We start from the raw sequence: 22893 nt of genomic DNA, 5'->3' as shown, positions 1-22893 counted from the left end.
CAGAGCACGCGGCGGTCAAGGCCAAACAAAAGGGCGTAAAAAGCCCGTGCTTATGCGGTTTTTACAGGAACGGAACTTTTTTCACGAAAAAATGACATTCGGTTACCGCTTTGAGCACGCTTGTTGCATTCACACCCACATCGTCGGCAACGGCACCCGTTCGGAAGCAGGTGTTTCGCGATAAAAACAACGGCGGTTCAATGCACGGCAGGGAAGCATTCAATCCTTCAAAGACGTTTTGAAACAGTATTGAAGTTGTCAGTCCGGTTACATTCCGGACTGTGAATTTGCGACATGGAGCTAGCAATTTACGACAGCCTCGTAAAGAAGCTGAAAGGAAAGATGGGTAAGTATCGTCAATAGAGTCCGCGTGATATAACTTTGCGCCGACACAAAAAAGAAAGAGCCGCCCAGATAAAAATACAGGTGGGACGGCAGTACTCTTCCGAAAACCAAAGGAGCAAATCACGATGCGCGTGATGAAGTGGAGCATGATCGCACTGGCTGTTTCAGCCGGTACCTCGCAGTTCGCAATGGCGTCCGCCCAGGACGATTCCAAGGGTTTTATCGAAGACAGTACAGCAAGCATTCTGACGCGTGCTTTGTACTTCAGCCGTGACCGCCGTAACCATGATGCTGAGCAAAGCCGTATCGAAGAAACGGGTCTGGGCTTCCATGGTCTGTTCAGCTCAGGCTACACCCAAGGCACCATCGGTGTTGGTGTTGATGTCATCGGCCTGCTGGGCGTCAAGCTCGATAGCGGCAAAGGTCGTGCAGGTACCGGCCTTTTCCCAGAAGGGTCCGACGGTCGTTCGCAAGATGACTACTCCAAAGCCGGCGCTGCCGTGAAGTTCCGTATTTCCAACACCGTCTTGAAGGTTGGTGATCAATACACTACTGCCCCAGTATTCGCCTCCGATGACAGCCGCCTGCTGCCGGAACTGCCGCAGGGCGTTTCCATCACCAGCAACGAAATCAAAGATCTGAAACTGGAAGCCGGTCATTTCACCTCGATCGTTGCGCAGGATCAAACCTATCGCGACAGTATCGGCAGCTCTGAACCAGGCTCGAAACGCGGCCTGCGCGATGCCAACTTCTTGGGCGGCGTGTACTCTTGGACCCCTGAGGTCACCACCAGCCTCTACTACTCCAAAGTGGAAGACTATTGGAAGAAGATCTACGCCAACGTGAACTGGACCCACGCGCTCAGCGACGACCAGTCCGTGGCTGTCGACTTCAACATCTACGACACCAAGAGCGACGGCGCCGGCCTGGTACGTGCTGACAAAGACAGCACCACCAAGCTCGACAACCGTGCGTTCAGCCTGCAAGGCGCGTACACCATTGGCGCTCACACCTTCACCCTGGCAGCACAGAAGGTCAGCGGCGACGGCCAGTACGGTTACGGCGTAGACGGCGGCGGCACGATTTTCCTGGCCAACTCCATCGCCCGTTCCGACTTCAACGCTGAAGACGAGAAGTCCTACCAGGCTCGCTATGACCTGAACATGGCGACCTTTGGTATCCCAGGTCTGAGTTTCATGACTCGTTATGTGAAAGGTACTGGCGCCAACACCTCGACCACTAACAATGGTAAAGAGTGGGAACGCGATATCGAAGCCAAATACGTGATCCAGAGCGGTCCAGCCAAAGATCTGAGCCTGCGCGTACGTCAAGCGACCTATCGCTCGTCTGATCAGGTTTACTCGGGCTCCCTCGACGAGCTGCGTCTGATCGCGCAATACCCGCTGAACATCTTGTAATTGTCGGTTTAATTACAACGATGACTTAGGGCCTCGGCCTTAAGATAAAAGCCGGCCTTCTGTCTCCAGAGGGCCGGCTTTTTTATTGAAAATTTATTACACAAAAAATAACTAGCAAGCTAACTAACGAGATTAGGGTGAGACGTTTAACCTGACCGAATGGCCAAGTTAAACTTTCGCTCTTTTATTACTTCGGCGCCGCTTCCTGCATTACACGAATAACCCGCTGCGGAAATGGAATATCAATCCCCGCCGCTTTCAAACGGTCACGTGCGAATTCATTGAGCATAAACATCACGTCCCAATAATCCGCCGTCTTAGTCCAGCAGCGCAGCGAAACGGTGATCGAGCTATCGCCCAAGGTCGAAACCACGGCCACGGCGGCGGGATCTTCCAGTACACGTGGGTCCTTGGCCAGCTCCAGCAGCACGTCGCGGGCTTTCTGCAGGTCGGCTTCATAATCCACACCGACGTCGAACACCACCTTGCGGGTTGGCTGACGGTTGGTATTGGTGATGATGCCGTTGGACAGAATGCCGTTCGGCACAATGACGGTCTTGTTGTCGCCCGTACGCAGCACCGTGTGGAAAATCTGAATGCTGTCGACGGTGCCCGAGGTGCCCTGGGCTTCGATCCAGTCGCCGATACGGAACGGGCGGAACAGCAGAATCAGCACCCCACCGGCAAAGTTCGCCAGGCTGCCTTGCAACGCCAGGCCAATGGCCAGGCCTGCGCCCGCGATCGCCGCCACGAACGATGTGGTTTCGACGCCGATCATCGACGCCACACTGATCGCCAGCATGATCTTGAGGATGATGTTCGCCAGGCTGGTGATGAAATGCTGCAACGCCAGGTCTGCGTTGCGTATCGCCAGCAGACGGCCCACACGATGGGTCAACTTGTTGATCAGCCACCAGCCGATGGCCAGGGTGATGACGGCGAGCAAAACCCGGCTGCCGTATTCCATGATCATCGGGATCCAGGACTGGGAGGTCTTGATCAAGTGATCCACTTCAGCGTTCAAGTCCATTTCTTTTCTCCTGTGTATGGACGGTCGGCGCTTAAAGCAATTGAGCCCCGTAGGGCTCAAGAGTAGGCGCAATTGTTGGGGCGTGGGACGTCAAAAACGCCCTCGGGTTCCCTGGGGCGATCAGTCGCGGAAGTTATTGAACTGCAGCGGCATATCGAAAGACTTAGCGCGCAGGGCCGCGATGGCCTCTTGCAGGTCGTCACGCTTCTTACCAGTGACACGTACCTGCTCGCCCTGGATGGCGGCCTGGACTTTGAGCTTGGCGTCCTTGATATGCGCGACGATTTTCTTCGCCAGCTCTTTGTCGATCCCTTCTTTGAGGATGACTTCCTGCTTCATCAGCTTGCCGGAGGCGTACGCGTCCTTGATTTCCAGGCATTGCGCGTCGATCTTGCGCTTGACGAGTGACAGCTTGAGGATCTCGATCATCGCTTCCAGCTGGAAATCGGCTTCAGCGGTCAGGTTGACGGTCAGTTCCTTTTCCTTGAATTCGAAGCTGCCCTTGCCTTTCAGGTCATAGCGACGGTCCAGTTCCTTGACGGCGTTCTCGACGGCGTTGGTGACTTCGTGTTTTTCCAGTTCAGATACCACGTCGAACGAAGGCATGTGATTTCTCCAATATAAGGGGCGGGCTCAGTAGAGATGGAGCGCGCCCGAGCTAAAATGCCGGGGCATTATAGCGGTTCTTTCGTCCCATTCACTGTGAGCGACCCTGCGGAGTACAAACTGATGTCGACCACCTGGCATATTCTCGGCGCCGGCAGCCTGGGCACATTGTGGGCTGCACGGCTGGCGCGCGCCGGCTTGCCGGTCAGGTTGATCCTGCGCAACCAGACACGCCTGGCCAGCTATCAGTCGGCGGGTGGACTGACCTTGGTGGAGCACGGCGAAACGCGGACCTACCCCGTGATTGGCGAAACACCCGACAGCCAGGAACCGATTCATCGCCTGCTCGTGGCGTGCAAAGCCTACGACGCTGAAGCAGCAATCGCGCAGTTGCAGCAGCGCCTGGTACCGAATGTCGAGCTGATCCTGTTGCAGAATGGCCTGGGCAGCCAGGACGCCGTGGCGGCGCAGCTACCCCAGGCCCGTTGCCTGTTTGCTTCCAGCACCGAGGGCGCCTTCCGCGAGGGCGACTGGCGCGTGGTGTTCGCCGGCCATGGCTATACCTGGCTGGGGGACGCGGCCCATCCAACGCCGCCCTTGTGGCTGGATGACCTGCACGCCGCCGGCATCCCCCACGCCTGGAGCACCGATATCCTGACGCGCCTGTGGCGCAAGCTGGCGCTCAATTGCGCAATCAACCCGCTGACCGTGCTGTATCAATGCCGCAATGGCGGTCTGCAAGACCATCACTGTGAAGTCGCGACGCTGTGCGCGGAACTGAGCGAGCTGCTGGAATGCTGCGGCCAGCCTGCCGCTGCGCTGGATCTACAGGACGAAGTGGAACGGGTGATCCACGCCACCGCCGCCAATTACTCCTCCATGTACCAGGACGTAGCCAACGCCCGGCGCACCGAAATCAGCTATCTGCTGGGCTATGCTTGCCACGCGGCAACTCGTCACCAATTGAACCTGCCCCATTTGCAACAGTTGCAAGTGCGCCTGGTCGACGAGCTGCTCGCGCGCGGATTGCCCCGCGACTGAACCACGCGCTACCCTGCCCGCCTGTCTCTCTCCTGGGAAAACCCTGATGCCGCTGCGCCAGCGTCTAGAAAACCTACCGGTCGGGCAGAAACTGCTGGCGGCCCTGCTGGTGCTGCTGACCACCGTCCTGCTGGTGGCCAACCTGACCTTTATCAGCGCCGCTTACTGGATCTCCCAGGAAAGCATGGCGCCTCAGGCACTGCAGGCCATCGGGCGACTGGTGTCCAACCCGGCGCTGGCCGCCGAGGCACTGGACTCTCCCGCCAAGGCCGATGCCTTGCTCAATGAACTGACCAGTTATTCGCCTTTGCGCGCCGCCGCCCTGTACGACAGTGAAGGCAACCGCCTGGCGCAGATGCAGCACGGTGATCGCCTGCACCTGCCGGACAACTACCGGCATATTGAAGCCTGGCGCGTTACCGAGTTTCGCAGCAACCAGGTGATCACCTTGCCCCGTCCGGGGCAGCCCTCCGGGCATCTGCTGCTGGTGGCCAGCAGCGAACTGCCGGTAGCGTTTTATACCGGCACGCTGACGGCCAGCCTGGGCATCCTGATTTTCAGTGTGCTGCTGTGGCTGGTGATCGCCAGGCAGATCAAACGCCTGATCACTAAACCGATCCACGAGCTGGAAGAACTGTCGCGACAAGTGACTCGGGAAGAGAATTACGCCCTGCGCGCCGGCCGTGGCAATCGCGATGAAATCGGCAGCCTGGCCGAAGCGTTCAACACCATGCTCTCGCGCATCGAAGCGCGCGAACAGCAACTCAAGCGCGCACGTGACGACTCCCAAGCCGCCTATGACCAGGCCCAGGGCCTGGCCGAAGAGACGCGCCATACCAACCGCAAACTGGAACTGGAAGTCCAGGTGCGCAGCAAGATCGAGAAAAAGCTCACCGGGTTCCAGAACTACCTCAACAGCATCATCGACTCGATGCCCTCGGCATTGATTGCCCTGGACGAACAACTCTACGTCACCCAGTGGAACCAGGAAGCCAGCGCGCTTTCCGGTACGCGCCTGGATGAAGCCTTGAACCAGCCGATCTACCTGGCCTTCCAACCGCTCAAACCATACCTGCCGCAGATCAAGGCCACGGTGGAGCAACACACCGTGGAGCGCATCGAGCGGGTGACCTGGATCAAGGACGACGAGCCCAAGCATTACGCCTTGACGTTCTATCCACTGAGCGGCGGCGCCGGACGTGGTGTGGTGATCCGTATCGATGACATCACCCAGCGCCTGTCCCTTGAAGAGATGATGGTGCAGTCGGAAAAAATGCTTTCCGTCGGCGGACTTGCCGCCGGTATGGCCCACGAGATCAACAACCCCCTGGGGGCGATCCTGCATAACGTGCAGAATATCCGGCGCCGTCTGTCTCCCGACTTGCCCAAGAACCTGGAACACGCCGAACAGGCAGGCATCGAACTGGCCATGGTCAACCGTTACCTGCAAAGCCGCGAAGTGCCGCAGTTGCTCGATGGCATCCAGCAAGCCGGGGCGCGGGCGGCGAAGATCGTTACCCATATGCTCAGCTTCAGCCGGCGCAGCAACCGGCAGATGGCGCCTTGCGACTTACCGGCACTGATCGATCAAGCGGTGGAAATCGCCGGCAACGACTTCGACCTGGCCATCGGCTTTGACTTCAAAGGCCAGGCAATCATCCGCCAGTTCGACCCGCAACTGGGCCCGGTGCCTGGCACCGCGAACGAACTGGAACAGGTGCTGCTCAACCTGCTGAAGAATGCGGCGCAAGCCATCCACTTGCGTGAAGACGATCGCGAGCCTGGGCGCATTATCCTGCGCACTCGCCTGAATCCGCCCTGGGCCGAAATCCAGGTGGAGGACAACGGCATTGGCATGAGCGAAAGCGTGCGCAAACGTACCTTCGAGCCGTTCTTCACTACCAAGGAAATCGGCCAGGGCACCGGACTCGGCTTGTCGGTGTCGTACTTCATCATCACCAACAATCACAAAGGCCAGATGGAAGTGCATTCCACCCTTGGCCAAGGCACCTGCTTTACCCTGCGCCTCCCCTTGGCCGGCAGCCAATTGCCGGCCCACGAACTGACCCAACTGGAGCACTGACCATGGGCTTTCGCCTGTCGAAAATCTACACCCGAACCGGCGACACAGGCGAAACCGGCCTGGGCGACGGCCGCCGCGTGGCCAAGGACCACCCTCGCGTGGAAGCCATTGGCGAGGTCGACGCGCTGAACAGTCAACTTGGCTTACTGCTGGCTGGCCTTGAAGAACAGAGTGGGCAGCACCCGGCGCTCAATGATGTGATCGAAGTGCTCGCGCCGTGCCAGCACCGACTGTTCGACCTGGGTGGCGAGTTGGCGATGCCGGTGTACAAGGCGCTGAATGCGGCGGAAGTGGATCGCCTGGAAGCGGCCATCGATCGCTGGAACGAGGAAGTCGGGCCGCTGGAGAATTTCATCCTGCCGGGCGGCTCTGCGCTGATTGCCCAGGCCCATGTGTGCCGCAGCCTGGCGCGCAGTGCCGAGCGACGCTGTCAGCACCTGAATGCTGTCGAGCCGCTGGAAGGTGTGGGGTTGGCGTATATCAATCGTCTATCGGATTTGCTGTTTGTGGCGGCGCGGGTTATTGCCAGGCGCCAGGGTGTCGCGGAGGTTTTGTGGCAGGCTGCGGCGAAGCCCCACTGATCATGACTCGGTGACTGGGATGGCCCAATCGGGGGCAAGCCCCCTCCCACCTTTGATCTGTGAATACATTCCAATGTGGGAGGGGGCTTGCCCCCGATAAGGCCCGCCAGAGCAACCTCAAACCTGCGGCCAGAACGCCCTGATACCCGCCACACCCTGGGCACCGGTTTCCCAAGCTCGCTCCCGCTCCGCAGGCCCGACCCCACCCAGCAAAAATACCGGCTTGTTAAACCCGTGGATCAACTCCGACGCCTGCTCCCAACCCAACGGCTGCGCGTCGGGATGTGTCTGCGTGGGCTGCACCGGTGACAGGGTGACAAAATCCACGTCCATCAATTCGGCCAACGCCAGTTCTTCGGCGCTGTGGCACGAAGCCGCCAACCAGCGATCCTTCGGCAACGGACGGCCCTTGCTGGCGTACTTGCGCAGTTGGGCCGAGGTCATATGCCAACCGGCGGAAGGAAAATCCCCGAGCCACTCGAACGGCCCTTTGAGCATCAAGTGTGCCTTGCCGGCGCACAGTCCCACCGCATCCACCGCCAGGTCGCGGTATTTGGGGTCGTAACCGTTGGGCGCGCGCAACTGCACCAGTTTGATCCCACCCGCAATGGCTTTCTGAAGACCGCGCAACAGCGGCGCAGCGTCCAGGTCCCCTGGCGTGATCAGGTACTCGGCCGGCAAGCGCGCGGCAGCCACAATCGGCGCATTGGCCGCGGGGAACTCATAGTTGGACAGATCCCGCGGCGCCACCCATTGCAACGGTTGCCCTTCGGCGCCGTGGGGCTCACCGGTGAAGGCCGAAACCTCCCAGACATCCAATAACACCTGTTTATCCGGGTAGTCATGCCGCACGTTGATCAGCGGTCGCGCCGTGGTGACCTGGATGCCCAGCTCCTCCTGCAACTCGCGGGACAACGCGGCAGCGACCGACTCATCGGCCTCTACCTTGCCCCCGGGAAACTCCCAGAGGCCGCCCTGGTGTTGGGTGTCGGCGCGGCGCGCCAGCAGGATCCTGCCATCGCCACCGCGGATCACCGCTGCTGCTACATGCACTCGTTTCACCGTGCGTTTCCTCCGGCTATCAGGTGCGGTATTCCGCATTGATCTTCACGTACTCGTGGGACAAATCGGTGGTCCAGATGGTTTCGCTGCAATCGCCGCGACCCAGCTCGATGCGGATCGTGATTTCTTCCTGCTGCATCACCGCCGAGCCCTGGGCTTCGGTGTAGCTTTCGGCGCGGGCGCCACGGCTGGCAATGCACACTTGACCGAGGAACACATCGATCTTGCTCACGTCCAGGTCCGGTACTCCGGCACGCCCGACAGCGGCCAGGATACGGCCCCAGTTCGGGTCCGAGGCGAACAGCGCGGTCTTGATCAGCGGCGAATGGGCCACGGTGTAGCCGACATCCAGGCATTCCTGGTGGTTTGCGCCGCCGTTGACTTGCACGGTGACGAACTTGGTAGCGCCTTCGCCGTCACGCACGATGGCTTGGGCCACCTCCATGCATACCTCAAACACCGCTTGCTTGAGAGCGGCGAAATAAGCGCCGCTGGCCTCGGTGATCTCCGGCAGGTCAGCCTGGCCGGTGGCGATCAGCATGCAGCAATCGTTGGTTGAAGTGTCACCATCGATGGTGATGCGGTTGAACGACTTGTTGGCGCCGTCCAGCATCAGGTTCTGCAGCACGCTGCGCGACACCTTGGCGTCGGTGGCGATGTAGCCCAGCATGGTCGCCATGTTCGGACGGATCATGCCCGCGCCCTTGCTGATGCCGGTCACGGTCACGGTCACGCCGTCGTGCACGAACTGACGGCTGGCGCCTTTGGGCAGAGTATCGGTGGTCATGATGCCGGTGGCGGCCGCGGCCCAGTTATCCACAGACAGATCATCCAGCGCGGCCTGCAGGGCGCCTTCGATTTTGTCCACCGGCAGTGGCTCGCCGATCACACCGGTGGAGTACGGCAGCACCTGGCTGGCGTCCACGCCGGCCAGCTGAGCCAGTTTGGCGCAGGTTCGCGCGGCAGCCACCAGGCCCGGCTCGCCAGTGCCGGCGTTGGCATTGCCGGTGTTGGTCAGCAGGTAGCGAATCGGCCCGGCAACGCGTTGCTTGGCCAGGATCACCGGCGCGGCGCAAAAGGCATTGAGGGTGAATACGCCCGCTACGGTCGAGCCTTCGGCACAGCGCATCACCACCACATCCTTGCGGCCTGGGCGCTTGATACCGGCCGAAGCGATGCCGAGTTCAAAACCGGCAACCGGGTGCAATGTGGGCAAAGGACCAAGACCAACAGCCATGAATGCGCTCCTTAAAATGATGTGATGTCTGTGCCGTCGCTATCGACGGTGGGAATTAATGGCAAAACGCCGCGACGGCAAAGGCCGGTCGCGGCGCGGGGTGTTGCAGCGTCAGGCGAAAATCTTATTCGATCTGGCCGTGGCAGTGTTTGAATTTCTTGCCTGAACCGCAATAGCACAGCTCGTTGCGGCCCAGTTTCTGGTCATTGCGAACCGGTGTTTGCGCCAAGGCCACATCGACCTCTTCGCCCAGTGCTTCCGGCTGATCCAGGCCCGGCGCTTCGTCGTGCTGGAACTGCATGCGTGCGGCCAGCGCTTCGGCCTCCTGGCGCAGGCGAGCTTCCTCCTCGATCGGGTCTTCGCGACGCACCTGGACGTGGGACAACACGCGGATCGAATCGCGCTTGATCGAATCCAGCAACTCGGAGAACAGCGTGAACGACTCGCGCTTGTACTCCTGCTTCGGATTCTTCTGGGCGTAGCCACGCAGGTGGATACCGTGACGCAGGTGGTCCATGGTCGACAGGTGGTCTTTCCACAGGTCGTCCAGCACGCGCAATACGATTTGCTTCTCGAAGGTGCGCAGAGCTTCGGCACTCGCCTGCTCTTCTTTCTCGTTGTACGCGGCCAGCAGTTCGGCCATCAGTTTTTCGCGCAGGGTTTCTTCGTACAGGTGGTCGTCTTCGTCGAGCCACTGCTGGACCGGCAGGTCCACGCCGAAATCGCTCTTCAGCGCGGCTTCCAGGCCGGCCACATCCCACTGCTCAGGCAGCGATTGTGGCGGAATGTGCGCGCTGACGGTGGCGTTGAGCACGTCCTGACGGAAGTCGGCGATGGTCTCACCGATGTTGTCAGCGGCCAGCAACGTGTTACGCATGTGATAGATCACTTTACGCTGTTCGTTGTTGACGTCGTCGAACTCGAGCAGTTGCTTACGGATATCGAAGTTGCGGCCTTCAACCTTGCGCTGGGCCTTCTCGATGGCGTTGGTCACCATGCGGTGCTCGATCGCTTCACCGGACTGCATGCCCAGGGCTTTCATGAAGTTCTTCACCCGATCCGAGGCGAAGATGCGCATCAGGCTGTCTTCCAGGGACAGGTAGAAGCGGCTGGAACCGGCGTCACCCTGACGACCGGCACGACCACGCAACTGGTTGTCGATACGGCGCGATTCATGACGTTCGGACGCGATCACCTGCAGGCCGCCGGACTCCAGCACCGCCTGGTGACGCTTCTGCCAGTCAGCCTTGATCTGGGCGATCTGCTCAGGCGTCGGGTTGTCCAGGGACGCGACTTCCACTTCCCAGTTGCCGCCCAGCAGGATGTCGGTACCACGACCGGCCATGTTGGTGGCGATGGTCAGCGCGCCTGGGCGACCGGCCTGGGCGATGATCTCGGCTTCTTTTTCGTGGAACTTGGCGTTGAGTACCTTGTGCTCGATGCCTTCCTTGTTGAGCAGGTTGGACACATGCTCGGAAGTCTCGATGGTGGCGGTACCCACCAGGATCGGGCGGCCCTTGGCCATGCCGTCCTTGATGTCGTTGATGATCGCCGCGTATTTCTCTTCGGCGGTCAGGAACACCAGGTCGTTGTAGTCCTTACGCGCCAGTGGTTTGTTTGGCGGGATAACCACCACCGACAGACCGTAGATCTGGTGGAATTCAAACGCTTCGGTGTCCGCCGTACCGGTCATGCCGGACAGCTTGTTGTACAGACGGAAGTAGTTCTGGAACGTGGTGGACGCCAACGTCTGGCTTTCCGCCTGGATGTTGAGCATTTCCTTGGCTTCGATCGCCTGGTGCAGGCCTTCGGACAGACGACGGCCCGGCATGGTACGGCCGGTGTGTTCGTCAACCAGTACCACCTGGCCGTCCTGCACGATGTACTCCACGTTGCGGTGGAACAGCTTGTGGGCACGCAGGCCGGCATAGACGTGGGTCAACAGGCCCAGGTTATGCGCCGAGTACAGGCTCTCGCCTTCGGCCAGCAGGCCGATCTGGGTCAGCATGTCTTCGACGAACTGGTGACCGGCTTCGTTGAGCTCGACCTGGCGGGTCTTCTCGTCGATGGTGAAGTGACCTTCTTTGGTCACCACGCCTTCCACTTCTTCGATGTGCTGCTCCAGGCGCGGGATCAACTTGTTGATCTCGGTGTACAGGCGCGAGCTGTCTTCAGCCTGGCCGGAGATGATCAGCGGGGTACGGGCTTCGTCGATGAGGATGGAGTCGACTTCGTCGATCACGGCAAAGTTGAGTTCACGCTGGAATTTTTCTTCCATGCTGAACGCCATGTTGTCGCGCAGGTAGTCGAAACCGAATTCGTTGTTGGTGCCGTAGGTGATGTCGGCGGCGTAGGCGGCGCGTTTCTCTTCCGGCGGCTGGAACGGGGTCACAACGCCGACGGTCAGGCCGAGGAATTCATACAGCGGGCGCATCCAGTTGGCGTCCCGGCGAGCCAGGTAGTCGTTCACCGTCACAACGTGCACGCCCTTGCCGGACAGCGCGTTGAGATAAACGCCCAGGGTCGCTACCAGGGTCTTGCCTTCACCGGTACGCATTTCAGCGATCATGCCTTCATGCAAGGTCATGCCACCGATCAACTGCACGTCGAAGTGGCGCATGCCCATGACGCGCTTACCGGCTTCACGGGCTACCGCAAAGGCTTCTGGCAGCAGTTTGTCGAGGGTTTCACCTTTGGCTATGCGGGCCTTGAACTCTTGGGTCTTGGCGCGCAATTGCTCGTCCGAAAGGGCAACCATCTGCTCTTCGAAGGCATTGACCAGCTGCACCGTCTTGAGCATGCGTTTGACTTCGCGCTCATTCTTGCTTCCAAAAAGTTTCTTTAACAAAGGCGCAAACATATCGGCAGGTTCTTCCACACATAGGGATGGAGGGCGCACCGTCAGTGGCCCGAGCAGCCCTCACGGCCGCATGCGAACGCGCATTCTACCCGGAATCGTGGGTGAGGAAAGTGGCGTTGTTCCCCGATGCAGGCATGGGGCGGTGAGAGGGCTCGTTTAAAATAAGGGCTTTTGCGCGAACTTCAACCCATGAAGGGCAGAAGTTAACAATTGATTTCACAAGCAAACTGCCGTTGATGCAAGCCCTGAGGGCGGGCCGACGCTTTCTGCTAACATGGCGGCTCTGTTACTTAAGGTGTCCGATCATGGCATTTCGCCCTGTTACCGCCCGCGCGCCCGGCGTGTTGCTTCGCGAAGCCAAGCCGTTGCGAGCGATCTTTGGTCATGCGCAGCGCCTGGGTCATTTGCAGCGTCTGCTCGAAAGCCAGCTGCAACCGGCGGCGCGCGAGCATTGCCATGTAGCCTCGTGGCGCGAAGGCAACTTGCTGCTGATTGTCACCGACGGCCACTGGGCCACCCGCCTGCGCTATCAGCACAAACGCCTGCTGCGCCAATTAATGGCGTTCGATGAGTTCGCCAACCTCACGCGTATCCAGTTCAAGGTACAGCCGCCAACGGTTCACCCAGGCACTGCCGGACATACGCTGGACCTGTCGACGAACGCCGCCGAAACCATTCAAGCCACGGCCGACGGCATCCGCGATCCGGCGTTGCGCACGGCGCTCGAGCGGCTGGCCGCACACGCGCGGCCCAAAGCCTGAGCGCCTATTTGCGCTTGCTGCCCCCCAGCAATGAGCCAAGCAGCCCGCGCACCAGTTGCCGCCCCATCTGATTGGCCGCTTGCTGCATGGCTGATTTGAGTGCCTTGCCCGCTGCCGTCCCGAGAAACGCCCCGGCCCGGTCGGTGAAGCTCGGCTCTTCGGCGGTCGGCGCGGTTTCTTCAGTCGGGCCTAAGGCCTTGCGCGCCATCAGCACTTCGTAGGCCGACTCCCGATCAATCGGTTTTTCATAGCGCCCCTGCAGCGGCGAAGCCGCCACCAATGCCGCGCGCTCCGTCTGGCTGAGCGGCCCTATGCGCGATTGCGGCGGTGCTACCAACACGCGTTGGACGACTTCCGGCGTGCCTTTTTCCTGCAGTGTTCCTACTAACGCCTCACCGGTGCCCAGTTCGGTCAATACCGACAAGGCATCAAATGCCGGGTTGGGCCGGAACCCCTCCGCGACGGCCCGCAGGGACTTCTGCTCTTTGGTGGTGAACGCCCGCAGGCCATGCTGAATGCGCAGGCCCAGCTGGGCCAGGACGTTGTCGGGCAGATCGCCCGGAGATTGCGTGACGAAATACACCCCGACACCCTTGGAGCGAATCAACCGCACCACCTGCTCCAGGCGCTCTTGCAAAGCCTTGGGCGTATCGGCGAATAACAAATGCGCCTCATCAAAAAACAACGCCAGCAGCGGTTTTTCCGCATCGCCGCGCTCCGGCAGTTGCTCGAACAATTCGGCCAGCAGCCATAACAGGAACGTTGCATAGACCTTTGGCGCCTCATGCACCAGGCGGCTGGCGTCCAGCAGATGGATGCGTCCGCGCCCGTCCGCGTTGGGCTGCAGGATATCCTCAAGCTGTAACGCCGGTTCGCCGAATAACGCTTCGGCGCCCTGCTGTTCGAGCACCGCCAGACGCCTGAGCAAGGCCTGACTGGAGCCGGTGGTCAGCAGTGCGGCATCCTCGCCCAACAACTGCGGGTGATAGTGCAGGTGGTTGAGCAATGCCTTGAGGTCCTTCAGATCCAGCAGCAGCAAGCCTTCGCGGTCCGCCACTTTGAAGGCGGCGTACAGCGCCGATTGCTGGCTGTCGGTCAGTTCCAGCAGGCTGCCGAGCAACAATGGGCCCATCTCGCTGATGGTAGTGCGCAACGGATGACCGGACTGGCCGTGAATATCCCACAGCGTTACCGGATAAGCCTTGGCGGTGTAATTAAGGAAGGGCATGCCGGCGATACGCTCGGCCACTTTGCCTTGAGGGGTGGCCGCCGCGCCCAGGCCGCACAGGTCGCCCTTGATGTCCGCGGCGAACACCGCAACGCCAGCATCACTGAATGCCTCGGCCAGACGTTGCAGCGTGACGGTCTTGCCCGTGCCGGTAGCGCCGGCAATCAGCCCGTGACGATTGGCCAGGCGCATGGCCTGGGCGATAGGCTCGCCGGCAAGGTCTGCGCCGATAAGGAGTTGCGTGGAATCAGGCATTTCGTCACCCATGGTTAATCTTTAATGCGCCAAGGTCGATACAGACAGAGTGAGACCCATAAAGTCGAAAAATAGGTCAGATAGTTCCCACAGGGACCACGGAACTGCGACTACAAATAGCACACCTTTTTTCGCACTGTCATTTCGCGCATCCTACAAGGACGCGCTTTGGATATTAAGACCTTAGCGGACCCTACAAGCCATGAATAAAAATCTGCGTTTCAGCCACAAAATCCTGCTTGCAGCCTCCCTTATCGTCATCGCCGCCTTTGCGTTATTCACGCTGTATAACGACTATTTGCAGCGCAACGCCATTCGCGACGATCTGAATAACTACCTGCATGAAATGGGCGATGTCACCGCCGGCAATATTCAAACCTGGCTGTCCGGCCGCATTGCCCTGGTAGAAAACGCCGCCCAGAACATCGCGATCAATCCGCAACCGACTGTGGTCGCCAGCCTGCTGGAACAAAAAACGCTGACGTCATCTTTCATGGCCACCTACGTGGGCGACAGCCAGGGCGCGTTCACCATCCGCCCCGACACCAAGATGCCGGAGGGCTTCGACCCGCGTGTGCGCCCCTGGTACAAGGGCGCGCAAAGCAGCAACGGTTCAACCCTGACCGAGCCTTATATCGACGCGGCCACCGGGCAATTGATCATTTCCATCGCCACCCCCAGCAGCAAGGGCAGCCAAAGCATCGGCGTGGTCGGCGGCGACCTGAGCCTGCAAACCCTGGTGGATACCATCGGCGCGCTGGACTTCGGCGGCATGGGCTATGCCTTCCTGGTCAGCGCCGACGGTAAGGTGTTGGTGCACCCGGACAAAACCCTGGTAATGAAGACCCTGGCCGATGTGTATCCGAAAAACACACCGAAGATCAGCGGCGATTTCAGCGAAGTTCAAGCCAACGGCAAAGACAATATCGTCACCTTCACCCCTATCAAAGGCTTGCCGTCGGTGAATTGGTACTTGGGTATTTCGGTAGATAAAGACAAATCTTTCGCCATGCTCAGCGAATTCCGCACCTCTGCGGTAATCGCCACGATCATTGCGGTGGTCATCATTATCGCCCTGCTGGGCATGCTGATCCGCGTGCTGCTGCAACCGCTGCACCTGATGACCCGTGCGATGCAGGACATCGCCGACGGCGAGGGCGACCTGACGCGCCGCCTGACCATTCAAAACCACGATGAGTTCGGCACCCTCGGTAACGCCTTCAACCGCTTCGTGGAGCGGATTCACACATCCATTCGCGAAGTGTCCTCGGCGACCGAACACGTCAATGAAGTGGCGCTGCGGGTTGTCAGCGCCTCCAACTCGTCGATGGTCAATTCCGACGAACAAGCCAATCGCACCAACAGCGTGGCCGCCGCGATCAATCAACTGGGCGCCGCGGCACAGGAAATCGCCCGTAACGCGGCGCAGGCATCCAATCAAGCCAGCGACGCGCGACAGTTGGCCGAGGACGGGCAGCAGGTGGTGGAACGCAATATCAAGGCCATGACCGATCTTTCCAAGATGATCAGCGCATCGAGCAGCAATATCGAGGCACTTAACAGCAAAACCGTGAATATTGGCCAGATTCTGGAAGTGATCACCAGTATTTCCCAGCAGACCAACCTGCTGGCGCTCAACGCGGCTATCGAAGCGGCCCGTGCCGGCGAGGCCGGGCGCGGGTTTGCAGTGGTGGCCGACGAAGTGCGCAACCTGGCCCACCGCACCCAGGAGTCGGCGCAGCAGGTGCAGACCATGATCGAAGAACTGCAGGTTGGCGCGCGCGACTCGGTAAGCACCATGAGCGAGAGCCAGCGCCACAGCCATGACAGCGTCGAAATCGCCAACCTGGCCGGCGAGCGCCTCAACAGCGTGACCCAGCGTATCGGCGAGATCGACGGCATGAACCAATCGGTCGCCACCGCTACCGAGGAACAGACCTCGGTGGTGGAGTCGATCAACATGGACATCACCGAGATCAACACCCTCAACCAGGAAGGCGTAGAGAACCTGCAGTCGACACTGCGCGCCTGCGCCGACCTGGAGCAACAGGCCGCACGCCTGAAGCAACTGGTGGGCAGCTTCCGCATCTGACAGAACACAGCGCGTAGGGGGGCCGGCCGGCCCGCGCCCCTCCACTCGCACAGCGCACTCGCATCCCGACCGAACATCTATCCTTGCCTAAGGTCCACGTAAAGGAGAGCTTGGAAGGAGGAATGTTCATCGTGCATATCGCTGACATAACCATGTTCTACGCCCCGGCCAGTGGCGGCGTACGCACTTACCTGGATGCGAAACACCGGCGCCTGGCGCTCAAGCCCGGCATTCGCCACAGCCTGTTGATTCCCGGCGCGCACTTGAGCGAACAGGACGGGGTGTACAAGGTGCCTGCACCCGCCCTGCCCTTTGGCAAGGGTTATCGGTTCCCACTGCGGCTGGCACCATGGCGAAATGTCCTGCACGATTTACAGCCTGATCTGATCGAGGTAGGCGACCCTTACCTGACCGCCTGGGCCGCGCTGGATGCCAGGCGCTCGCTGGATGTGCCCGTCATCGGCTTTTATCATTCCGACCTACCGCTGTTGGTGAGCAACCGCATGGGCCCGTGGTTTACGCCGAACGTTGAAGCCTATGTCAGCAAACTCTATGGGAATTTTGATCGGGTCCTGGCACCCAGCCAGGTGATGGCCGATAAGCTTACCGGGCTTGGGGTAAAGAACGTCTTCGTCCAGCCGCTGGGCGTGGATTTGCACACGTTCAACCCGGACGCACGCGACCCCGGGCTTCGCGCTGAACTGGGGATCGACCAAGACACGCGGCTGCTGATCTTCGCCGGCCGCGGCTCCAAGGAAAAAAACCTGCCGGTGCTGCTTAAATGCATGAAGCGCCTGGGCGAGCGCTATCACCTGCTGCTGGTGGGCTCCGGCATGCCCGCCAACGTGCCGGACAACGTCACCGTGGTCGATGGTTTCCAGCCCGCCGCGCAGGTGGCGCGCCTGATGGCCAGTGCCGATGCCCTGCTGCATGGCGGCGACCAGGAGACCTTCGGGCTGGTCATCCTTGAAGCCATGGCCTGCGCCATACCGGTCGTTGCCGTGGCCGCCGGTGCCTTCACGGAAATAGTGCACGAGCAATGCGGCCAGCTGTGCACGCCCAACGATCCGAGGGCGATGGCCGAAGCGGTGCGTACGTTGTTCGACCGTGACCCTGTTCGCCTTGGCGCACAGGCCCGGCGCCATGTTGAACAGCATTACGCCTGGGACACAGTGGTCGACAGCCTGCTCGGGCATTACCACGCGGTGCTCGGCACCCACAGCCCGATGCTTGCCCATGGCTGAGCGCTCGGTAGTGCTGGTATTGCACGATGTGGCCCCACAAACCTGGGTCGACTACCGCCCTTTTGTCGAAGCGGTGGACGCCTTGGGCGGCGTCCCCATCACATGGCTGGTAGTGCCGGACTTCCATCATGGCGGCGCTTTCGGCGATCACGCTGAGTTTCGTCGTTTGCTCGACATCCGCGTGACATGTGGCGATGAACTGGTACTGCACGGCTACTACCACAGCGATGACCAACCCGCGCCGCGCACGCCCAAAGATTGGTTTATGCGCCGCCTCTACACCCATGAGGGCGAGTTCTACCAACTGTCCCAGGACCAGGCACTGCAACGCTTGCACCAGGGTGTCGAGGTATTCCGGCGCAATGACTGGCCGTTGCACGGTTTTGTCGCCCCGGCCTGGCTGATGAGCCAAGGCACCCGGGATGCCTTGCGCCAACTGCCGCTCTCCTACACCAGCGACCCGCAGCATCTTTACCGGCTTCCCGACTTCACCGCTGTGGATGCCCCGGGCCTGGTCTGGAGCGCCCGCAGCCCCTGGCGTCGCGGCGTGTCCAAAGTCCTCAGCGATCGGCGCGAACGGCAGTGGCGAACCGCCCCGGTCATTCGCCTGGGGCTGCACCCGGTGGATATGCGCCATGAATTCTCCCGCCACTATTGGCTGCAAACCCTGCGGCGCCTGTTGGAGGCCGGCCGTACGCCAATGACTAAAATGGCCTGGCTGGCGTCGCAGGCATGAGCCGCCTGCTCTGGATGCTGCTGGCATTGCTGGTCGCCCTGGCGATTCCGGTATGGCTCGGCGGCAGCGAGACCGCCACACGCCTGCTGCAATTCCCACCCCTGCTCTTGTGGCTGATGCTTGCCATGATCATTGCATGCTGGATCATCAACAGCCTGCGTCTGCGCCTGTTGCTGGGCGAGCACAGGAGCCGGCTCAGTCGCCTGGGCAGTCTCGGCGTGGTGATGTCCACCGAGTTTGCGCTGTGCGCCACGCCTGCCGGCAGCGGCGGCCCGCTTACCCTGATGGCCCTGCTGGCACGCAACGGTATACGTCCGGCTCATGGCAGTGCGGTATTTGCCATGGATCAGTTGAGTGACCTGTTGTTCTTTCTGTGCGCCCTGACGGGGATCGCCGTGTGGGCTGTGTTTCACACACTCAATCCGCGCCTGGAATGGCTGTTGGGGTTGAGCGCGGCGACGATGCTGGGCGGGTTATGCAGTGGCCTGTTGCTGGTGCGTTCGCACCGCCGGGTGATACGCCTGACGGGACGATTGCTCAAGTACCTGCGCGTCAGTGCCAGCACTCGCCGACGTTGGGCACGCCGATTGCTGCATTTTATCGCGGCATTTTCCGACACGCTGAAATTGCCCTGGCTGACTCTGATCGGCGTGTTTGCGCTGACAAGTCTGCATTGGCTCCTACGCTACAGCGTGCTCTACCTGGCATTGCGCGGGTTGGGTGGGGATGTGCGTTGGGCCTGGAGTTTTTTGATCCAGATGCTCTCGCTCACGGCGGGGCAATTCAGCCTGTTGCCGGGCGGGGCGGGCGCCGCGGAACTGACGTCAGCGGCATTGCTGGCGCCAATGGTGGGCAAATCTACCGCTGCAGCGGCGATTCTGATCTGGCGCGCGGTGACCTATTACTTCTATCTGGTGGCCGGTGGGCCGGTGTTTTTGCTCATGGTCGGCAAGCCGCTGCTCAAGCGTCTTTTTCAGAAGGCGCCGGCGGCGCGTCCGGTGCCTGCAACTGTTCCCACAACCGGGCCGCGCCCGGAAAGTCAGTACCATCCTCGGCGTCCAGCGCATCCGGGTCATAGCGACTCAGACACCCCTCGCCCACAGTAGCGGGCGCCTTGGACGTGGCTTTTTCCAGTGGGTCGCTCATGCTCGATGCTCCATGGCAGACAGGTGAGAAAGGGCCCATGGCGATTACCACCACGGGCCCTCGGGCTTGGATCAGAACACAACCGTTTTGTTGCCGTGCACCAGGACGCGGTCTTCCAGGTGGTAACGCAGGCCACGCGCCAGCACCATCTTTTCCACATCACGGCCGAAACGCACCATGTCTTCAATGCTGTCGCTATGGCTGACGCGAACCACGTCCTGCTCGATGATCGGACCGGCGTCCAATTCCTCGGTGACGTAGTGACACGTTGCGCCAATCAACTTCACGCCACGCAGGGAAGCCTGGTGGTAAGGCTTGGCACCGACAAACGACGGCAGGAAGCTGTGGTGAATATTGATGACTTTGCCGGCGTACTCGCGGCACAGCTCCGGTGGCAGGATCTGCATGTAGCGCGCCAGGACGACCACGTCGGCCTCATGGTGCTTGACCAGGCGCGACACCTCGGCGAATGCCGGCTCCTTGTCCTGCGGATTGACCGGCACATGGTAGTAAGGAATGCCATGCCACTCGACCATGCTGCGCAGGTCGTCATGGTTGGAAATCACACAGGCAATTTCGCAGTCCAGTTCATCGCTGTGCCAGCGGTGCAGCAGGTCCGCCAGGCAGTGGGACTCGCGGCTGGCCATCAATACCACGCGTTTTTTCTGCTCGGTATCGGTGATCTGCCAGGTCATGGAGAACTCTTCAGCGATCGGCGCAAACGCCTCGCGGAACGCCTCAAGACCAAAGGGCAGCGTATCGGCACGGATTTCGTGACGCATGAAGAACCAACCGCTGAGGTTGTCCGAGTGATGGCTCGCCTCGGTGATCCAACCATTGTGGGAGGCCAGAAAGTTACTGACTTTGGCAACGATGCCGACCCGGTCCGGGCAAGCAATCACCAGCCGAAAAGTGCGCATTAGGGGGGAACTCCAGAACTTCGCAAAGGCCGCCATTCTAGCGATTGCGCAGCAAAACTGCAGTATTCGTTAACGCTTATTCCGCTCGCCGGCCCCGGCCTTGCCCCCTAGGAGCCTAAGGTTTTACCTGCTTATATCAATCAGAGGTTTTATCGCAGGCGTCTCGATAAAATTCACGCAGATGATGTTTCTCGCTACGTCGTTGTAATTAACTCGTTTGCGGCGCTTTTCTAAAAACATTCAACGTAATTCACATAATTGCATTCTTAAATGTTTACTTGGGCAAACCGCCTGACTATTATTGGGCCACTATCCCTGTCAATCAGCGCTCTACATAAGGTAGTCCACATGTCCCTGATCAACGAATACCGTGCCACCGAAGAAGCTATCAAAGAGCTGCAAGCCCGTTTGAAGAATCTGTCGCAAGACGACAAGCTGAAAACCGAGCTGGAATTCGAAGGCAAATTGCGCACCCTGATGGGTGAGTACTCCAAGTCCCTGCGTGACATCATCGCGCTTCTGGATCCAGAGTCGAAAGTTAAAGCACCTCGCGGCGCTGTGAAAACTACCGGCACCAAGCGTGCTCGCAAGGTCAAGCAGTACAAGAACCCGCACAACGGCGAAGTGATTGAAACCAAAGGTGGCAATCACAAAACCCTGAAAGAGTGGAAAGCCAAGTGGGGCGGCGATGTGGTTGAAAGCTGGTCGACCCTGCTGGGCTGAGCTTGACCAGGCCCGCGCCTGATACGCGACACATTAAAAACGCCAGCTTGCTGGCGTTTTTTATTGCTCGCTCTATTCTGAATATTCGATTACAGGGTCATACGCGTCGCTAAAGCGTCAACATAGTCCTGCCAGTGTGCCAGTACCTGCAGCTGAAACGGTGTCGCACTAAGCGTTAATTCCTGCCGGGCCTGCTTAAATGATTCGAAGGTATTCGGTGCACCCCATTGAGGGTCCGACAAACGTTGCTGACAGAAAAGTTTCCAGCGTTGTAGCTCCTCGCTGTTCAACGTATCGGGGAAGTTACGTGCACGGTAGCGAAACAATAGTTCAGGTAAACGTTCATCATCAAAAGGCCACTGCTGGCGTGCTAATTGCGCAGGTTCCGCCAGGCGGACTTGTTCGCACAAGCGTCTATCACGGTCGCCGATAAAGCCGTCATAGAGCTGCTGTTCGGGGTCCGCACTCGCTGCAAAATCTTCCTCGGCATAAATGATGGCTAACTTATCGCGCCACACTTGCTGTGCGTCAGTTAGCCGCAGCGCCCGCGCCTGCAACAGCGCCATGTCCAAATGCAGGCGCTCACGGTCTTCGGCCCTCAGCACGTTCAAGGGCGCAACCACCGGGCAGCGGTTGATATGCACCAGCTTGAGCGGCACCGCCAGCTCCCCGTCAGCCAAGTCATCGCGGCGTGTATAGAGGCGCCGGCGCAAGGTCTCGGCATCTGTGTCAAGCAAGCCCTGCGGGTCCAGCCCAAGGTCGCAGACAATCAGCGCATTGCGGTTGCGCGGGTGCCAGGCCAGCGGCAGTACAACGCCCAGGTAATGGCGTTCGGCGGAAAAACGCCCGGAGATATGCACCATGGGTTGCAGCAGGCGCACCTGGTCCATTACCCGCTGTTTGCTGCGCAGTTGAAACAGCCACTCGTAGAGCTTGGGCTGTTTCTCGCGAACCAACCGGGCCAGGGCAATCGTCGCGCGCACATCGGACAATGCATCGTGGGCCTGGCCATGGTCGATACCATTGGCCGCTGTCAGGCGTTCCAGCTTGAGCGTGACGCGCCCGTCCTGCTGCGGCCACTGGATACCCTGCGGGCGCAGCGCGTAAGCGGTGCGTACCACATCAATCAGGTCCCAACGGCTGTTGCCGCCTTGCCACTCTCGGGCGTACGGGTCAAAAAAATTGCGATACAAACTGTAGCGCGTCATTTCGTCATCGAATCGCAGCGTGTTGTAGCCGGCGCCGCACGTGCCAGGGGCCGCCAGCTCGGCATGCACGCGCGTCATGAAATCAGCTTCGGCCAGGCCTTTTTCGGCCAGGGTCGCCGGGGTGATGCCGGTAATCGCACAGGCGGCGGGGTGAGGCAGGATATCGTCGGCAGGCTGGCAGTAGAGGTTGACCGGGGTGCCGATTTCGTTGAGTTCGAGATCGGTACGAATGCCGGCTACCTGAAGAGGGCGATCGCTGCGCGGGTTGATGCCGGTCGTTTCATAGTCGTACCAGAAAATGGAGGTCACGAGCTGTT

At 60.0% G+C, this 22893-nt stretch carries 18 protein-coding genes and 1 pseudogene; 11 read left to right on the top strand and 8 right to left on the bottom strand.

The features are described 5' to 3' along the window. Positions 1 to 470 precede the first annotated feature (470 nt). Positions 471 to 1763, top strand: a complete 1293-nt coding sequence (locus tag G7025_RS11250) for an OprD family porin (RefSeq protein WP_181079060.1) — start codon at positions 471 to 473, stop codon at positions 1761 to 1763. A 187-nt stretch (positions 1764 to 1950) separates the two neighbouring features. On the opposite strand, the gene G7025_RS11245 is transcribed toward G7025_RS11250, so the two are convergent. Continuing rightward, complete coding sequence (locus G7025_RS11245) at positions 1951 to 2793, bottom strand: mechanosensitive ion channel family protein (protein ID WP_181079058.1); 843 nt, start codon at positions 2791 to 2793, stop codon at positions 1951 to 1953. A 120-nt stretch (positions 2794 to 2913) separates the two neighbouring features. Continuing rightward, positions 2914 to 3399: a YajQ family cyclic di-GMP-binding protein gene (locus G7025_RS11240; protein WP_181079056.1), complete on the bottom strand. Its 486-nt coding sequence runs from the start codon at positions 3397 to 3399 to the stop codon at positions 2914 to 2916. A gap of 123 nt (positions 3400 to 3522) precedes the next feature. Between G7025_RS11240 and G7025_RS11235 the strand changes: the two genes are divergently transcribed. The 3 genes from G7025_RS11235 to G7025_RS11225 are packed head-to-tail and all read left to right on the top strand — an operon-like array spanning position 3523 to position 7104. Then, positions 3523 to 4440, top strand: a complete 918-nt coding sequence (locus G7025_RS11235) for a putative 2-dehydropantoate 2-reductase (RefSeq protein WP_181079054.1) — start codon at positions 3523 to 3525, stop codon at positions 4438 to 4440. 46 nt (positions 4441 to 4486) lie between these two features. Continuing rightward, positions 4487 to 6523, top strand: coding sequence for a sensor histidine kinase (locus tag G7025_RS11230; RefSeq protein ID WP_181079052.1), 2037 nt, complete (start codon positions 4487 to 4489; stop codon positions 6521 to 6523). Positions 6524 to 6525: 2 nt separating this feature from the next. Beyond that, a complete protein-coding gene (locus G7025_RS11225) occupies positions 6526 to 7104 on the top strand; it encodes a cob(I)yrinic acid a,c-diamide adenosyltransferase (protein ID WP_181079050.1) in 579 nt (192 codons plus the stop codon). A 117-nt stretch (positions 7105 to 7221) separates the two neighbouring features. Here G7025_RS11225 and G7025_RS11220 read toward each other — a convergent pair whose 3' ends face one another. The 3 genes from G7025_RS11220 to secA form a co-directional block, all read right to left on the bottom strand. Further along, positions 7222 to 8166, bottom strand: coding sequence for a Nudix family hydrolase (locus tag G7025_RS11220; protein WP_181079048.1), 945 nt, complete (start codon positions 8164 to 8166; stop codon positions 7222 to 7224). Positions 8167 to 8185: 19 nt separating this feature from the next. Next, the gene (gene argJ / locus G7025_RS11215) at positions 8186 to 9403 is read right to left on the bottom strand and encodes a bifunctional glutamate N-acetyltransferase/amino-acid acetyltransferase ArgJ (RefSeq protein WP_181079046.1); all 1218 of its coding nucleotides are present in this window, start codon (positions 9401 to 9403) and stop codon (positions 8186 to 8188) included. A gap of 124 nt (positions 9404 to 9527) precedes the next feature. Further along, positions 9528 to 12263 (bottom strand): preprotein translocase subunit SecA, encoded by a 2736-nt coding sequence (gene secA / locus G7025_RS11210; RefSeq protein ID WP_181079044.1) that lies wholly within the window; start codon positions 12261 to 12263, stop codon positions 9528 to 9530. A 305-nt stretch (positions 12264 to 12568) separates the two neighbouring features. Here secA and G7025_RS11205 point away from each other — a divergent pair, with 305 nt between their 5' ends. Beyond that, positions 12569 to 13024, top strand: coding sequence for a DUF721 domain-containing protein (locus G7025_RS11205; RefSeq protein WP_181079042.1), 456 nt, complete (start codon positions 12569 to 12571; stop codon positions 13022 to 13024). 4 nt (positions 13025 to 13028) lie between these two features. Here the strand turns inward: G7025_RS11205 and G7025_RS11200 are convergent, their stop codons facing one another. After that, positions 13029 to 14507, bottom strand: coding sequence for a helicase HerA-like domain-containing protein (locus tag G7025_RS11200; RefSeq protein WP_181079041.1), 1479 nt, complete (start codon positions 14505 to 14507; stop codon positions 13029 to 13031). A 202-nt stretch (positions 14508 to 14709) separates the two neighbouring features. Between G7025_RS11200 and G7025_RS27040 the strand changes: the two are divergent. From G7025_RS27040 to G7025_RS11180, 5 genes and pseudogenes are all read left to right on the top strand, one after another. Beyond that, positions 14710 to 15741: pseudogene (locus tag G7025_RS27040) on the top strand (HAMP domain-containing protein); the annotation flags it as partial. A gap of 93 nt (positions 15742 to 15834) precedes the next feature. After that, entirely contained in the window at positions 15835 to 16599 is a 765-nt protein-coding gene (locus G7025_RS27035) for a methyl-accepting chemotaxis protein (RefSeq protein ID WP_370694783.1), read from the top strand. 122 nt (positions 16600 to 16721) lie between these two features. Then, positions 16722 to 17843, top strand: coding sequence for a glycosyltransferase family 4 protein (locus G7025_RS11190; RefSeq protein WP_181079037.1), 1122 nt, complete (start codon positions 16722 to 16724; stop codon positions 17841 to 17843). Further along, complete coding sequence (locus G7025_RS11185; protein WP_181079035.1) at positions 17836 to 18579, top strand: DUF2334 domain-containing protein; 744 nt, start codon at positions 17836 to 17838, stop codon at positions 18577 to 18579. Before G7025_RS11190 ends, G7025_RS11185 begins: the two co-directional genes overlap by 8 nt. Then, on the top strand, positions 18576 to 19685 hold the full coding sequence (locus tag G7025_RS11180; RefSeq protein WP_181079033.1) for a lysylphosphatidylglycerol synthase transmembrane domain-containing protein: 1110 nt from the start codon (positions 18576 to 18578) through the stop codon (positions 19683 to 19685). Before G7025_RS11185 ends, G7025_RS11180 begins: the two co-directional genes overlap by 4 nt. A 111-nt stretch (positions 19686 to 19796) precedes the next feature. On the opposite strand, the gene purU is transcribed toward G7025_RS11180, so the two are convergent. Continuing rightward, positions 19797 to 20645: a formyltetrahydrofolate deformylase gene (gene purU, locus G7025_RS11175; RefSeq protein WP_181079031.1), complete on the bottom strand. Its 849-nt coding sequence runs from the start codon at positions 20643 to 20645 to the stop codon at positions 19797 to 19799. Between the two features lie 348 nt (positions 20646 to 20993). Here purU and mvaT point away from each other — a divergent pair, with 348 nt between their 5' ends. Continuing rightward, positions 20994 to 21368: a histone-like nucleoid-structuring protein MvaT gene (mvaT, locus tag G7025_RS11170; RefSeq protein ID WP_181079029.1), complete on the top strand. Its 375-nt coding sequence runs from the start codon at positions 20994 to 20996 to the stop codon at positions 21366 to 21368. Positions 21369 to 21457: 89 nt separating this feature from the next. Here the strand turns inward: mvaT and sbcB are convergent, their stop codons facing one another. Further along, positions 21458 to 22885: an exodeoxyribonuclease I gene (sbcB, locus tag G7025_RS11165; protein ID WP_181079027.1), complete on the bottom strand. Its 1428-nt coding sequence runs from the start codon at positions 22883 to 22885 to the stop codon at positions 21458 to 21460. Positions 22886 to 22893 lie beyond the last annotated feature (8 nt).

The sequence above is a fragment of the Pseudomonas lurida genome, from assembly GCF_013522705.1.
Classification (GTDB): Bacteria; Pseudomonadota; Gammaproteobacteria; order Pseudomonadales; family Pseudomonadaceae; genus Aquipseudomonas; species Aquipseudomonas quebecensis.
The sequence above is the reverse complement of the archived record's forward strand: the minus strand, read 5'-3'. Positions and strand labels throughout refer to the sequence as shown.

Excerpts from the sequence above, each read along its gene's own strand:
- G7025_RS11225 (WP_181079050.1), top strand. The coding sequence starts at position 6,526 with ATGGGCTTTCGCCTGTCGAAAATCTACACCCGAACCGGCGACACAGGC.
- mvaT (WP_181079029.1), top strand. The coding sequence starts at position 20,994 with ATGTCCCTGATCAACGAATACCGTGCCACCGAAGAAGCTATCAAAGAG.
- secA (WP_181079044.1), bottom strand. The coding sequence starts at position 12,263 with ATGTTTGCGCCTTTGTTAAAGAAACTTTTTGGAAGCAAGAATGAGCGC.
- purU (WP_181079031.1), bottom strand. The coding sequence starts at position 20,645 with ATGCGCACTTTTCGGCTGGTGATTGCTTGCCCGGACCGGGTCGGCATC.
- G7025_RS11250 (WP_181079060.1), top strand. The coding sequence starts at position 471 with ATGCGCGTGATGAAGTGGAGCATGATCGCACTGGCTGTTTCAGCCGGT.
- argJ (WP_181079046.1), bottom strand. The coding sequence starts at position 9,403 with ATGGCTGTTGGTCTTGGTCCTTTGCCCACATTGCACCCGGTTGCCGGT.
- G7025_RS11190 (WP_181079037.1), top strand. The coding sequence starts at position 16,722 with ATGTTCATCGTGCATATCGCTGACATAACCATGTTCTACGCCCCGGCC.
- G7025_RS11240 (WP_181079056.1), bottom strand. The coding sequence starts at position 3,399 with ATGCCTTCGTTCGACGTGGTATCTGAACTGGAAAAACACGAAGTCACC.
- G7025_RS11200 (WP_181079041.1), bottom strand. The coding sequence starts at position 14,507 with ATGCCTGATTCCACGCAACTCCTTATCGGCGCAGACCTTGCCGGCGAG.
- G7025_RS11245 (WP_181079058.1), bottom strand. The coding sequence starts at position 2,793 with ATGGACTTGAACGCTGAAGTGGATCACTTGATCAAGACCTCCCAGTCC.
- G7025_RS11185 (WP_181079035.1), top strand. The coding sequence starts at position 17,836 with ATGGCTGAGCGCTCGGTAGTGCTGGTATTGCACGATGTGGCCCCACAA.
- G7025_RS11180 (WP_181079033.1), top strand. The coding sequence starts at position 18,576 with ATGAGCCGCCTGCTCTGGATGCTGCTGGCATTGCTGGTCGCCCTGGCG.
- G7025_RS11205 (WP_181079042.1), top strand. The coding sequence starts at position 12,569 with ATGGCATTTCGCCCTGTTACCGCCCGCGCGCCCGGCGTGTTGCTTCGC.
- G7025_RS11230 (WP_181079052.1), top strand. The coding sequence starts at position 4,487 with ATGCCGCTGCGCCAGCGTCTAGAAAACCTACCGGTCGGGCAGAAACTG.
- G7025_RS11235 (WP_181079054.1), top strand. The coding sequence starts at position 3,523 with ATGTCGACCACCTGGCATATTCTCGGCGCCGGCAGCCTGGGCACATTG.
- G7025_RS27035 (WP_370694783.1), top strand. The coding sequence starts at position 15,835 with ATGGTCAATTCCGACGAACAAGCCAATCGCACCAACAGCGTGGCCGCC.